Genomic DNA, 13,283 nt, shown 5'->3' with positions numbered 1-13,283 from the left:
TTCCTCCGTGACCGATGCCCGCGCCCGCCACGCCGAGTTGGCCCAGCTGATCAACGACGCCCGCTTCCAGTACTACGTGTTGGACGCGCCGGCGCTCACCGACGCCGCCTTCGACGCGATGATGAAGGAACTCGAAGCCCTCGAGGAGCAGATCCCCGAGCTGCGCACCCCCGACTCGCCCAGCCAGCACGTCGGCGGCGCGGTGTCGGCGACCTTCGCCGCCGTGGAGCACCTGGTGCCCATGATGAGCCTCGACAACGCCTTCTCCACCGCGGAGGTCGAGAAGTGGTACGCCCGGCTCGGCGGGCCGGCCGAGCTCCTGTGCGAGGTCAAGATCGACGGGCTGGCCCTCGACCTGGTCTACCGCGACGGCCGGCTCGCCAGCGCAGCCACCCGGGGCGACGGCCGCTTCGGCGAGGACGTGACCGCCAACGTGCTCACCATCGCCGACATCCCGCACACGCTGCCGGCGGGCGCGCCCGACCTGCTCGAGGTGCGCGGAGAGGTGTTCATGCCGCCCAGCGCGTTCGCGGCACTGAACGAGTCGCTGCTGGCCGCGGGCAAGGCGCCGTTCGCCAACCCGCGCAACTCCGCAGCCGGGTCGCTGCGGCAGAAGGACCCGCGCGTCACGGCGTCCCGCCGGCTGCGGTTCTTCGCCCACGGCATCGGCGCGAGCAGCGGCGAGCCGGTCACCCGCCAGTCGGACGCTTACGCGCAGCTCGCCGGGTGGGGCCTGCCGATCAGCCCCTACAACGCGGTGGTGGACGGCCTGCCCGCCGCGCTGGACTACATCGCCACCCAGGAGGGCCGCCGCCACGACCTGGCGCACGAGATGGACGGCGTCGTGCTGAAGGTCGACGACCTGGCCCGGCAGCGCGACCTCGGCTTCACCTCGCGCGCTCCCCGGTGGGCGATCGCCTTCAAGTACCCGCCCGAGGAGGTCAACACCAAGCTGCTGGCCATCGAGGTGAACACCGGCCGCACCGGCCGCGTCACGCCGTTCGGCGTGATGGAGCCGGTCGTGGTGGCCGGCTCGACGGTGGCGATGGCGACGCTGCACAACGCGCACGAGGTGGCCCGCAAGGACGTGCGCCCCGGCGACACCGTCGTGCTGCGCAAGGCCGGCGACGTGATCCCCGAGATCCTCGGGCCGGTGCTCGCGCTGCGTCCCGAGGGCCTGCCCGCCTGGGTGATGCCGACGCACTGCCCCAGCTGCGGCACCGAGCTCGTCGAGGTGCGCGAGGGCGACAAGGACCTGCGCTGCCCCAACACCCGCAGCTGCTCCAGCCAGCTCCGCGAGCGCCTGTTCCACCTCGCCTCCCGCGCCGCGCTCGACATCGAGACGCTCGGCTTCCAGGCGGCCGACGCGCTGTTGGCGTCCGGCATCATCGCCGACGAGGGCGACCTCTTCGCGCTGACCGAGGACGACCTGGCCCGCAGCGACTTCTTCACCCGCACCGACCCGAAGTCCAAGCAGCGCGTCCTGACCGCGAACGCCACCAAGCTGCTGGCCAACCTCGAGGCCGCCAAGACGCGGCCGTGGCCGAAGTTCCTGGTGGCGCTGTCGATCCGCCACATCGGCAAGGGGGTGGCGCCCATCGTCGCGCGCGCCTTCCCCAGCGTCGAGGCGCTGGGCACGGCCTCGCTGGAGGAACTGGCGCAGGTCGAGGGCGTCGGCCCGACGCTGGCCGCGTCCGTCGTGGAGTGGTTCGGGGTGGACTGGCACCGGGCCATCGTGGACAAGTGGCTCGCGGCGGGCGCGGTGCTGGCCGACGAGCCGGCCGAGGCGGGCGAGGCGCTGCCGGCCACCTTGGCCGGCCTGACCGTCGTGGTGACCGGCTCGGTGCCCGGCCACACCCGCGAGTCGGCGCAGCAGGCGATCACCGACCGCGGCGGGAAGGCGTCCGGCTCGGTCTCGGGCAAGACGTCGGTGCTGGTGGCGGGGGAGTCGGGCGGCTCCAAGTTCGCCAAGGCGGAGAGCCTGGGCATCCCGATCCTGGCCGCGGACCAGTTCGAGGCGCTGCTGGCCGAGGGCGCGGCGGCCATCGAGCGGGCCGCCGGCGCGGGTCAGTAGGCTGGTGCGCGTGGAGGGACTGAACAGCGACCTGAACCTCAACGGCGACGTCTCGCCGCGGGTCACGCCGATCGTCGGCGAGTGGGGTCCCGTCGGTGTCCCCACGACGCGGGACAAGCGGCGGCAGTGGCGCCTCACGATCCTCGCGGTGATCGCCGTCGCGATCGCCGTGACGGCGTTCGGCTACTACGCCTACCTGCAGCTGCGCGGCTACTGACCGCCCGCCCGATCGTCGCCGCCCCGGATCTGCCGGTGGATGGCCTCCATCCTGAGGTCGAGCTCGTGGGCGTGCTCGGCGGCCTCGGTCAGCTCTCGCAGCAGGGCGTCCGGCACCGTCTTGTCGTACTTGTAGTAGGTCTTGTGCTCCAGGCTCGCCCAGAAGTCCATCGCGATCGTGCGGAACTGGATCTCCACCCGCACGGGGTGGGACGCCTCGGCCAGGTGCACCGGCGTCTCCACGATCGCGTGCAGCCCGCGGTAGCCGTTCGGCTTGGGCGCGGCGATGTAGTCCTTGACCGTCAGGATGGCCACGTCGGGGTGGCGGTCCATCACCTTGAGCAGCCGGTAGACGTCGGAGACGAACGTGCAGATGACCCGCATGCCCGCGAGGTCGTCCAGGTTGGCCTGCATCGACTCCAGCGTCAGTGGGTGCCCGCGGCGGCGCAGCTTCTCGGCGATGCTGCGCGGGGTCTTGATCCGGGCGGAGATGTGCTCGATCGGGTTGTAGTCGTCGCTGAGCGTGATCTCGTCCTGCAGAACGGCGAGCTTGGTGCGCATCTCGGCCAGGGCGAATCGGTACAGCTGGAGCTCGCGCGCGACCGACAGTCCCTCGTCCAGCAGGAGGTCGCCGTTCTCCTGCAGCAGGGCCAGCAGTCCCACCTCGGCGCGGACCGGCGGCACCTCGGCCGGAACCGTCATGACAGGACGGGGTTCACGGCGGCCAGCGACTCCCGGTCGGCGGCCAGCATGGCCAGGTGTCGCAGGCGGGCCAGCTCGGAGGCGCGGAACTCAGGCCCGGGGCGGCCCAGCACCAGCGCACGCCCGGCGCGGCACGGCACGACCGCCACGATCTGCTCGCCCCAGCCTTCGCAGAAGTCGGTGGGAAGCTCGGCGGTGTGCGCGACCCCCAGGTCGCCGAGCAGGTGCACCGGCAGGCTCCCCGGGGGAGCCAGCGTCGTGCGGTGCACGAGATCGCCCGTCGCCGACTCCACCAGGGCGGCCCAGGTGCAGTGGAACGTCGAGGGCGCCGCGTCGGCCAGCACCTCGCTGGCCGCGTCCGGGTGCGCCAGCATGGCGTCCAGCACGTCCACGTCGGCGGTGAGCGTGCGGTTCTGCGGGTAGAACGACACCCACATCACCTCCACATCGGGCAGCGAGGAGCAGGCGCTCACCAACGTGTCCGGCCGGACGCCGTCGGGCAGGTCGACCATGAAGTCGTCGATCACGAGCCCGGCCGCCTTCTCGATGATCTCCACCGACGCGATGTCGGCGTGCGCCTCGCCCAGGGCACGAGCGACCGCACCCAGGGAGCCGGGGCGGTCGGGCAGGATGACGCGCAAGAGGTACATGCCCCCTTGATACCCGACGAGCAGGGATCCGCCAAGAGGATCCGCCGCGTGCAACACGACCGGAACACAAGCCCTCAGGCGGGGGCGGGCGCCTCGTCCTCGGGGCCGGGGCGGGCTTGAGCCGCAGCCACTCGGTGATGATCCACGCCGGGAGGCTCAGCCCCACCGCGACGGTCAGCGGGGGGAAGACCACGATGGGCACGACGAGCACCTGGATCACGGGCAGCGTCAGCGTGGCGAAGGGACGCCGGCGCAGTTGGTCCGCGACCCCGGACAGCACCTCGACGCGGCCCGCCTCGAGCGGGGCCGTGCCCGCGACCGCGGTGTAGGCGCCGAGAAAGACCAGCGCCGCCCACAGCACGGGGACGAGGAAGCCGACCGCGAGCACGCGCACGGCCGACTCGGAGTTGATGAGGGCGAACAGGTTCGCCAACCCCATGACGGTCACCACGACGAGGGTGAGCGAGACGGGCAGGTCGCGGCGCCAGGTGGCGCGCACGGTGCGGGTGACCGTGACGAAGCCCTCGTCGGCGTAGCGGTCGAGGTCGGTCACGACGCGGGTGACGCCGGCCAGGGCGGGGACCGCCGTGGCCCCCGGAAGGAGCCACAGGATCCCCGCCCAGTTCGAGGAGAACAGCGCGGACGGTTTCCTCAACCGGTCGATCAGTGTCGGCATTGTCTGATACCCGAGCTCCCGAATCCGTTGACGAAGTGGCGCTGGAAGAACAAGGACGGCACGATCATCGAAACGTCGGACGATGCGGTGCCATCCATCAGGAGATCCTACTGCGTGGTCGACACCCGCCGGCACACGGGACGGGAGCCGTGACGGGCGCGGCTGGTCGCCGCGCCCGACGTCGTGGTGGTGGCTGCCGTCACTTGACGCGTCCGATCGCGTCCTCCGCGATCTTCTTCAGGGAGGCGATGGTGTCGGCGACGCTCTTCTTGCCGGTCACCGCGGCCTCGAGCTCGGGCTCCATCTTGCCGCGGATCTCCATCCACGCCGGCGTACCGCCGTCGGTGACGGAGTACTGCAGGTTGTCCACGGAGAAGTCCAGCAGCTTGTTCTGGTCCAGCTCCGCGTTCGGGGGCAGGTCCGAACGGGCCGGCACCTTGCCGGTCTGGAGGCTGGCGTCGAGCAGCTGCTGGGGCTCGATCAGGTGCTGCATGACAGCCGTGGCCGCCGCGGTGTTCCTGCTCCGGGTCGACAGGCCGACCAGCGTGCCGCCCTGGTAGAGAACCTTCTGGCCCGGCTTGACGCTGGGCATGAGCATGATGCCCAGCTTGTCGTCGTCCATGAGCTCGGGGCTCTGCTTCGCCCACTGCGTCCACATGCCGGAGTTGCCCCAGCCCATCGCGGTCCTGCCCTGCTGGTAGCCGGACGGCTGGCCCGACGGCGCCTTGAGGTTGTAGTCCGACAGGCCGTTCCTCTGAGCGTCGACCATCCACTGCAGCGCCTTGACGCCCGGCTCCTGGTCGAAGGTGACCTGCATGCCGTCCGGGCTGAACTGGGTGCCGCCGAAGGCGTAGATCATCTGACCCCACACCGGGCGCAGGTTGTTGCCGAGCAGATCCAACGCGATCAAGCCGGTCTTGGCCTTGACCTCGTCGAGCAGTTGGGTGAAGTGCTCGATCGTGTCGGTGTCGACGTCGTTGATGCCGTGCTGAGCGAACACGTCCTTGCGGTACACGAAGGGACGCGACTCGAGCAGGTACGGCATGGCGTGCATGTCGCCGTTGAAGCTGCCCTGTTTGATGAGAGCGTCGAAGACCTCGGCGTCGCCGAGGACGGTGTTCTTGTCGAGCTTGCTGAGCACCTTCTTCTGGGCGAACGGCTCGGTCCAGCCCATGCCGGTCATCAGCAGGTCGGACGGCTGGCCGCCGGCCACCAGCGTGGAGAGCTTCTCGTTCAGCTTGTCCCACGGGGTGTAGTCGACCTGGAAGGTGACGCCGGGGTGCTTGTCGGTGAACGACTTCAGGATCTTGCCCTCGAAGGCCTCCTTGCCGTCGGTGCCGGGGAACTCCGGCGTCACGATGTGGACCACACCCGTGAGTTCACCACCCGCGCTCGGAACCGCCGACGCCGCGGGCTGCCCCCGGTCGAACAGGCCGTGGCCGCGAGGCCGATGCCCATCGCTCCAGCAGCACCCAGAAGTTGTCGTCGATTCAGCATGAGGTTCCTTCTCCTACCCGCGCCCCCCGTTGGGACGGTGAATGGGAAAGGTAGCGGGGACTCAAAGGGTGTAGAGGAACGCAATCATGAAACTTGCCTCGACGGTTTCGGGGTGAGCGAATTTCCCCACGGGGTCGCGAGGCGGGGATCCGGAAGCCCGACGTCCTCGCCGACGCCGTCGCCCCGGCGCGACCCGTGTCCCCATCCTGAAAGGGGCGGGGAGCCTGTGCCTCCCGGAAGGAGCCACAGGATCCCCGCCCAGTTCGAGGAGAACCGTGCGGACGGTTTCCTCAGCGGTCGATCGATGTCGGGACTATTTGATGCCCGAGTTCACGAACCCGTTGACGAAGTAGCGCTGGAAGAACAGGAACAGCACGATCATCGGAACGGCGGACAACGCGGTGCCGGCCATCAGCAGATCCCACTGCGTGTTCGACTCCTGCCGGAACACCGACAGGCCCACCTGGATGACGCGCAGGTCCTCGCTACTGGTCACCAACAGCGGCCAGAGGAAGTTGTTCCAGCCCGACTCGAACGCCAGCAGGGCCACCGTGAGCAGGCCCGGCTTGATCAGCGGGGTGATGATCTGCAGCCAGATGCGGGGCTCGGACAGGCCGTCCAGCCGAGCGGCCTCGATCAGTTCCGTCGGCGTCGTCACGTAGAACTGACGCAGCAGGAAGATCGAGAACGCGCCGACGGCGCCCGGGATGAGCAGCGCCCACCAGGTGTTGATCCAGCCCTGACCGCCCTGACCGAAGATGTCGTTGCCACCGAACAGCGGCATGAACCTCACCAGCAGGAAGCTGGGGATGACCGTGGCGTAGAACGGGATCATCATCGTGGCCAGGAACCACGCGAAGATCCAGTTCCGGGCGCGGAACCGCAGCTTCGCCAGCGCGTAACCCGCGGCCGAACCCAGCGTCAGCACGGTCACGACGTGCACGGCTCCGATGATGAAGCTGTTGCGCGCGTAGATGCCGAAGGGCGCCGCCTCGAAGGCGCGGACGAAGTTGTTGAAGTCCCACGCCCGCGGGAAGAACGGCGGGTTCGGCTGAGCCAGCTCGGCGGCCGGCCGTACCGCGGTGAAGATCATCCACACGAACGGCAGGACCATGACCAGGCTGAACAGCAGCAGGGCGACCCACAGGACGATCCGGCCGATCCGGCGGGAACGCTTCGCGGACTTCTGCCGCACCGGCTTGAGGGGCTTGACCTTCTCGATCTCGGTCACAGTGTTGAGATCAGTCACCGTCGGTACCTCCCACCACGCGTCGGGAAATGATGGTCAGGACGACCAGCACCAGCAGCAGGATCACCGACTGGGCCGTGGCGTAGCCCATCCGGAACTGCTGGAAGGCGGCGACGTAGATCTGGTAGGTGATCACCGTGGTCGCGTTCGCGGGGCCGCCGTTGGTCAGGTTGTAGACCAGATCGAACGTCTGGAAGTTCGCGATGATGGACGTGACCAGGACGAAGAACGTCGCAGGGCGCAGCATCGGGATCGTGACGTTGAAGAACTTCTGGATCGTGCTGGCGCCGTCCACGTCCGCCGCCTCGTAGAGCTCCTTGGAGACGCCCTGCAGCGCGGCCAAGTAGATCAGCATCTTCAGGCCGATGCCCTGCCAGATCGTCACCACGATCACGGCCGGCAGCGCCAGGTCCCCATTGGTGAGCCAGTTCTGCGGCGCGAGGCCGAAGAAGCCCAGCGCCCGGTTGGCCAGGCCCGACGGGTCGCCGGAGTAGATCCACAGCCAGATCATGGCGATGGCCACCGTGGCGGTCACGTGGGGCATGAAGATCATCGTGCGGAAGAAGCCCTGGCCCTTGAGGCCCTGGTTCAGCGCGACCGCCGCGATGAGCGCGATGAACATGGAGATCGGGACGCCGAAGGCGGCCATCAGGGCGTTGTTGCCCAGCGCCTTCCAGAACACCTCGTCGCGCAGGATCTCCGCGTAGTTCGCCAGGCCGGCGAACGTCGGTGCCTGCACGATGTCGTAGTCGGTGAAGCTCATCCCGATCGCGACGACGACCGGGATGCCGATCCAGATCACCGTGTGGATCAACGACGGAAGTGTCAGGAACCAGCCCCACATCTTCTCGGCTCGCATGCTCGAACCGCGTCGGGCGCGGCTGGTAGCCGCGCCCGACGACGTTGTGGTGACGTTCGTCACTTGATACGCCCGATCGCGTCCTCCGCGATCTTCTTCAGGGAGGCGATGGTGTCGGCGACGCTCTTCTTGCCGGTGACGGCGGCCTCGAGCTCGGGATCCATCTTGCCGCGGATCTCCATCCACGCCGGCGTGCCGCCGTCGGTGACGGAGTACTGCAGGTTGTCCACGGAGAAGTCCAGCAGCTTGTTCTTGGCCAGCTCGGGGTTCGGGGGCAGATCCGAACGGGCCGGCACCTTGCCGCTGAACAGGCTCGCCTGGGTCAGGGCGTCCGGCGTGATCAGGTGCTGCATCACGGCGGTCGCGGCGGCGCTGTTCTGGCTGCGGGTCGACAGACCCACGAGCGTGCCGCCCTGGTACAGCACCTTGGAGCCGTTCACCGTCGGCATCAGCATGATGCCGAGCTTGCCCTCCTCGGTGAGCTGCGGGGTCTGCTTGAGCCACTGCGGCCACGCGCCGGACGAACCCCAGGCCATGAGCGTCTTGTCCTGCTGGTAGGCCGACGGCTGGCCGGTCGGCACCTTGAAGTTGAAGTCGGACAGACCCTTGTTCTGCAGGTCGACCATCCACTGCAGCGCCTTGACGCCGGGCTCCTGATCGAACGTGATGGACATGCCGTCGGGGCTGAACTGCGTGCCGCCGAAGGCGAAGATCATCTGGCCCCAGATCTGGCGCAGGTTCTGGCCCAGCATGTCGAGCGGGACCAGGCCGGACTTGGACTTGACCTCCTCGAGCAGGGAGTTGAACTCCTCCATGCTCTTGGGCTCGGTCGTGGAGATCTGGAACTTCTCGAACAGGTCCTTGCGGTACGCGAACGGACGCGACTCGAGCAGGAAGGGCATGGCGTACATGTCGCCGTTGAAGCTGCCCTGCTTGACCAGGGCGTCGAGCACCTTGGCGTCGCCGAGGACGGCGTTCTTGTCGAGCTTGGTGAGGACCTTCTTGTGGGCGAAGGGCTCGGTCCAGCCCATGCCGGTCATCAGGAGGTCGGACGGCTGGCCGCCGGCGACCAGGGTGGAGAGCTTCTCGTTCAGCTTGTCCCACGGCGTGTAGTCGACCTGGAAGGTGACGCCGGGGTGCTTGTCGGTGAAGGCCTTCAGGATCTTGCCCTCGAAGGCCTCCTTGCCGTCGGTGCCCGCGAACTCGGGCGTGACGATGTGGACGGTGCCCTTGAGCTCTCCGGTCGGGGCCGCGGTGGCCCCCGGGGCGGGCTGCCCGCCGCCGGTCGAGCACGCAGTGGCGGCGATGCCGATGCCCGCTGCGCCCATCGCGCCGAGGAGCTGTCGTCGATTCAACATTGAGGGTTCCTCCTGTTACGCGTCCCCCATTGGGACTGCCTGCAGGAAGGCTAGGCCGCGACTAGGGGCATGTCGAGCATCTTGCTTAATCCTGCAACCGCTCTTGACGGGCGCTGACACGTGCAGGTAAGCGCATTCCGCCGCTGATTGCGGCAAACACCGATTTGAAACGTAACAAAGCGATTTGTCACGGTTTGGCGACGGTCCTGGCAACCGGTACCGACGCCCTAGGATGGGAGGGTTACCGACCCATGACAGGAGTGCGCATCGTGGCCTTGTCCACCGAGGAGGTCGCCCGGCTCGCCGGGCTCGCCCGCATCGACCTCTCGCCCGAGGAACTGGAGCGGATCGCCCCCCAGCTCGACATCATCCTGGACGCCGTCGCCTCGGTCTCCGAGGTCGCGGACGCCGACGTCGTCCCCATGACGCACGCGCTGCCGCTGACCAACGTGTTCCGCGACGACGTGGTGCGTCCCGGCCTGACCCGCGAGCAGGCGCTGGCGATGGCGCCCGCCGTGGAGGACGACCGGTTCCGCGTCCCGCGCATCCTGGGGAGGGGGCATGAGCCACGCGATCCTCACCGCCACCGCCGCCGACCTCGGCGCGCGGATCGCCGCGCGCGAGCTCACCTCGGTCGAGGTCACGCGGGCGTTCCTGGGCCAGATCGAGCGCCACGACGGCCGCGTGCACGCGTTCCTGCACGTGGACGCCGAGGGTGCGCTCGCCCAGGCCGCCGCCGTCGACGCCCGCCTGGACGCCGGGGAGGTCCTCGGCCCGCTGGCCGGCGTCCCGCTCGCCATGAAGGACCTGTTCACCCAGGAGGGCGTCCCCACCACGGCCGGCTCCCGGATCCTGGAGGGCTGGCGTCCGCCGTACTCGGCGACCGTGACGCGGCGCCTGCTGGACGCGGGCATCGTCATCCTGGGCAAGACCAACATGGACGAGTTCGCGATGGGCTCCTCCACCGAGAACTCCGCCTACGGCCCCACGCACAACCCGTGGGATCTGGAGCGGATCCCCGGCGGCTCGGGCGGCGGTTCGTCGGCCTCGCTGGCCGCCTTCGAGGCGCCGCTGGCCATCGGGACCGACACCGGCGGCTCGATCCGGCAGCCCGCCTCGGTCACCGGCACCGTCGGCGTCAAGCCCACCTACGGCGGCACGTCGCGCTACGGCGTCATCGCCATGGCGTCCAGCCTGGACCAGCCCGGGCCGTGCGCCCGCACCGTCCTGGACGCCGCCCTGCTGCACGAGGCGATGGCCGGGTACGACCCGATGGACTCGACGTCCATCGACGCACCCGTCCCGCCCGTGGTCGAGGCCGCCCGCTCCGGCGACGTGAGCGGCCTGCGGATCGGCGTGGTGAAGGAACTCGGCGGTGAGGGCTACGCCCCGGGCGTCGAGCAGCGCTTCACCGAGGCGCTGGACCTGCTCAGGGATGCGGGCGCCGAGATCGTCGAGGTGTCCTGCCCGCACTTCGACTACGCGTTGGGCGCCTACTACCTGATCATGCCCAGCGAGGTCAGCTCCAACCTGGCCCGCTACGACGGCATGCGCTACGGCCTGCGCGTCGGCGACGACGGCTCGCGCAGCACCGAGGAGGTGATGGCGCTCACCCGCGACGCCGGCTTCGGCGAGGAGGTGAAGCGGCGCGTCATCATCGGCACCTACGCGCTGAGCTCGGGCTACTACGACGCCTACTACGGCTCGGCCCAGAAGGTCCGCCGCCTGATCACCGACGACTTCGACGCCGCGTTCGCCCAGGTGGACGTGCTCGTGTCGCCCTCCACCCCGACCACGGCGTTCAAGCTGGGGGAGCGGATGGACGACCCGCTGGCGATGTACAAGTCGGACCTGTGCACCATCCCGTCCAACATGGCCGGCAACGCGGCCGGGTCGTTCCCCGTCGGGCTGGCGCCCGAGGACGGCCTCCCGGTGGGCCTGCAGGTGATGGCCCCGCCGCTGGCCGACGACCGCGTCTACCGGGTCGGCGCCGCGCTCGAGCGGGCGCTGGCCCGCCGCGACGGCGGCGTCCTCACCGATCAGATCGCCGACCGCTGGGTCGGCGAAGCCGGGCAGGAGGCCTGACATGGACGAGCTCATGGACTTCGACGAGGTGCTGGCCTCCTTCGATCCCACCCTCGGCCTGGAGGTGCACGTCGAGCTGAACACCGCCACGAAGATGTTCTGCGCCTGCGACAACACCCCCGGCGGCGAGCCCAACACCAAGACCTGCCCCGTGTGCCTGGGCCTGCCGGGGTCGCTGCCCGTGGTCAACGGCCAAGCGGTGGAGTCGGCGATCCGCATCGGGCTGGCGCTGGGGTGCTCGATCGCGCCCTGGTCCCGGTTCGCGCGGAAGAACTACTTCTACCCCGACATGACCAAGGACTTCCAGACCTCGCAGTACGACGAGCCGATCTGCTTCGACGGCCACGTCGACCTCGAGGTCGATGGCCGGACCTACGGCATCGAGATCGAGCGCGTCCACATGGAGGAGGACGCCGGCAAGCTCACCCACGTGGGCGCGTCCGGCCGGATCCAGGACGCCGAGGCGAGCCTGGTCGACTTCAACCGCGCCGGGACGCCGCTGATGGAGATCGTCACCCGGCCGATCGGCGGGCTGGGCGCCAAGACCCCCGAGGTCGGCCGCGCCTACCTGGCGCATCTGCGCGAGCTGATGGTGGCCCTGGGCGTCTCCGACGCCCGGATGGAGGCCGGCAACCTGCGCTGCGACGTCAACATCTCCCTGGCCCCCAAGGGCGCGACCGAGCTGGGCAAGCGCACCGAGACCAAGAACGTGAACTCGCTGCGCTCGGTCGAGGACGCGCTGCGCTACGAGATGCGCCGCCAGGGCGCGCTGCTCGCGGCGGGCGGGACGGTCACGCAGGAGACCCGGCACTGGCACGAGGAGGGCTGGACGTCGCCGGGCCGCTCCAAGGAGCAGGCCGAGGACTACCGCTACTTCCCCGAGCCCGACCTGGTGCCGGTCGCCCCGAGCGCGGCGTGGGTCGAGGAACTGCGCGCCACCCTGCCCGAGCCGCCGGCCCGTCGCCGGGCGCGGCTGCAGGACGCGTGGGGGTTCACCGACCTGGAGATGCGCGACGTCGTGGGCAACGCCGGCTCCCTCGACCTGATCGACGCGACCGTCACCGCCGGGGCGTCCCCGGCCACGGCCCGCAAGTGGTGGCTGGGCGAGCTGGCCCGCCGCGCCAACGAGGCGGGCGTCGAGCTGGCCGGGCTGGCGATCACGCCGGCGCAGGTCGCCCGCGTCCAGGCGCTGGTCGAGGCCGGCACGCTGACCGACAAGCTGGCCCGGGACGCCTTCGACGGCGTGCTGGCCGGCGAGGGCGACCCCGACGCCGTCGTGGCGGCCCGCGGGCTGGCGGTGGTCTCCGACGACGGCGCGCTCGGCGCCGCGGTGGACGCCGCGATCGCCGCGATGCCCGACGTCGCCGACAAGATCCGTGCGGGCAAGGTGCAGGCCGCCGGCGCGCTCATCGGCGCCGTGATGAAGCAGATGCGGGGGCAGGCCGACGCCGCCCGCGTCCGCGAACTCGTCCTCGAGCGCCTGGGGTGACGCGCGTGCCGGACCAGCGACGCCTCGCCGACTGGGTGCTGGTTGCCCTCACCCTCGGCGTCCAGTTCTGGGGGCTGTACGCCCCGACCCTGCCCGACCTGGGCACGTCGGGGATCCCGTTCGCCGACAAGGCGGGGCACGCGGTCATGTTCGCCCTGGCCACGTGGGCGCTGCTGCGGGTCCTCGACGTGCGGATCGTGCTGGCCCTGATGGGTCTGCAGCTGGTGGCGAGCGAGGTCGTCCAGGCGCTGTTCCTGCCCGAGCGCTCCGGCGACGTGTGGGACGCCGCGGCCGACGCGCTCGGCATCGCCGTGGGCTGGTGGACCTGGCGCAAGGGGCTGGCCGAGGAGGACGGCAACCCCGGCAACTGACGATGCCACCGCTGGCAACCCCGCGACGGGGGAGCGGCCCGCACCCTAAGCTGGTGC

Annotated in this window: 11 protein-coding genes and 1 pseudogene; 6 read left to right on the top strand and 6 right to left on the bottom strand. The window is 69.8% G+C overall.

The genetic code is table 11. The features are described from left to right. The first annotated feature begins 7 nt into the window (after positions 1–7). Positions 8–2,074: an NAD-dependent DNA ligase LigA gene (ligA, locus tag G7070_RS16790; RefSeq protein WP_166234691.1), complete on the top strand. Its 2,067-nt coding sequence runs from the start codon at positions 8–10 to the stop codon at positions 2,072–2,074. Between the two features lie 10 nt (positions 2,075–2,084). Next, entirely contained in the window at positions 2,085–2,291 is a 207-nt protein-coding gene (locus G7070_RS16785) for a hypothetical protein (protein ID WP_166234690.1), read from the top strand. Here G7070_RS16785 and G7070_RS16780 read toward each other — a convergent pair. The 6 genes from G7070_RS16780 to G7070_RS16755 all read right to left on the bottom strand — a co-directional run bounded on the left by G7070_RS16780 (position 2,285) and on the right by G7070_RS16755 (position 9,281). Then, positions 2,285–2,992: a GTP pyrophosphokinase gene (locus G7070_RS16780; RefSeq protein WP_166234689.1), complete on the bottom strand. Its 708-nt coding sequence runs from the start codon at positions 2,990–2,992 to the stop codon at positions 2,285–2,287. The genes G7070_RS16785 and G7070_RS16780 overlap by 7 nt on opposite strands. Then, on the bottom strand, positions 2,989–3,642 hold the full coding sequence (locus G7070_RS16775) for an ACT domain-containing protein (RefSeq protein WP_166234688.1): 654 nt from the start codon (positions 3,640–3,642) through the stop codon (positions 2,989–2,991). The genes G7070_RS16780 and G7070_RS16775 overlap by 4 nt, the downstream gene beginning before the upstream one ends. A gap of 875 nt (positions 3,643–4,517) precedes the next feature. Beyond that, positions 4,518–5,687 carry an extracellular solute-binding protein gene (locus G7070_RS16770; RefSeq protein WP_166234687.1) on the bottom strand — a complete coding sequence of 390 codons (1,170 nt, stop codon included), beginning with the start codon at positions 5,685–5,687 and terminating at the stop codon, positions 4,518–4,520. A 441-nt stretch (positions 5,688–6,128) separates the two neighbouring features. Then, on the bottom strand, positions 6,129–7,064 hold the full coding sequence (locus G7070_RS16765; protein ID WP_206079847.1) for a carbohydrate ABC transporter permease: 936 nt from the start codon (positions 7,062–7,064) through the stop codon (positions 6,129–6,131). Further along, positions 7,057–7,923, bottom strand: a complete 867-nt coding sequence (locus tag G7070_RS16760) for a carbohydrate ABC transporter permease (RefSeq protein WP_206079846.1) — start codon at positions 7,921–7,923, stop codon at positions 7,057–7,059. The genes G7070_RS16765 and G7070_RS16760 overlap by 8 nt, the downstream gene beginning before the upstream one ends. Positions 7,924–7,982: 59 nt before the next feature. Further along, positions 7,983–9,281, bottom strand: coding sequence for an extracellular solute-binding protein (locus G7070_RS16755; protein WP_166234685.1), 1,299 nt, complete (start codon positions 9,279–9,281; stop codon positions 7,983–7,985). A gap of 251 nt (positions 9,282–9,532) precedes the next feature. Here G7070_RS16755 and gatC point away from each other — a divergent pair. From gatC to G7070_RS16735, 4 genes and pseudogenes are all read left to right on the top strand, one after another. Then, positions 9,533–9,832, top strand: a pseudogene (gatC, locus tag G7070_RS16750) (Asp-tRNA(Asn)/Glu-tRNA(Gln) amidotransferase subunit GatC); the annotation flags it as partial. Positions 9,833–9,842: 10 nt separating this feature from the next. Next, a complete protein-coding gene (gene gatA, locus G7070_RS16745; RefSeq protein WP_166234684.1) occupies positions 9,843–11,366 on the top strand; it encodes an Asp-tRNA(Asn)/Glu-tRNA(Gln) amidotransferase subunit GatA in 1,524 nt (507 codons plus the stop codon). Between the two features lies 1 nt (position 11,367). Further along, positions 11,368–12,855, top strand: a complete 1,488-nt coding sequence (gatB, locus tag G7070_RS16740; RefSeq protein ID WP_166234683.1) for an Asp-tRNA(Asn)/Glu-tRNA(Gln) amidotransferase subunit GatB — start codon at positions 11,368–11,370, stop codon at positions 12,853–12,855. 5 nt (positions 12,856–12,860) lie between these two features. Next, positions 12,861–13,226 carry a VanZ family protein gene (locus G7070_RS16735; protein ID WP_166234682.1) on the top strand — a complete coding sequence of 122 codons (366 nt, stop codon included), beginning with the start codon at positions 12,861–12,863 and terminating at the stop codon, positions 13,224–13,226. Positions 13,227–13,283: the final 57 nt, after the last annotated feature.

The organism is Propioniciclava coleopterorum (genome assembly GCF_011393335.1).
Lineage (GTDB): Bacteria > Actinomycetota > Actinomycetes > Propionibacteriales > Propionibacteriaceae > Propioniciclava > Propioniciclava coleopterorum.
Note: the sequence above shows the minus strand (reverse complement) of the source record. Positions and strands in the feature narration are given on the sequence as shown.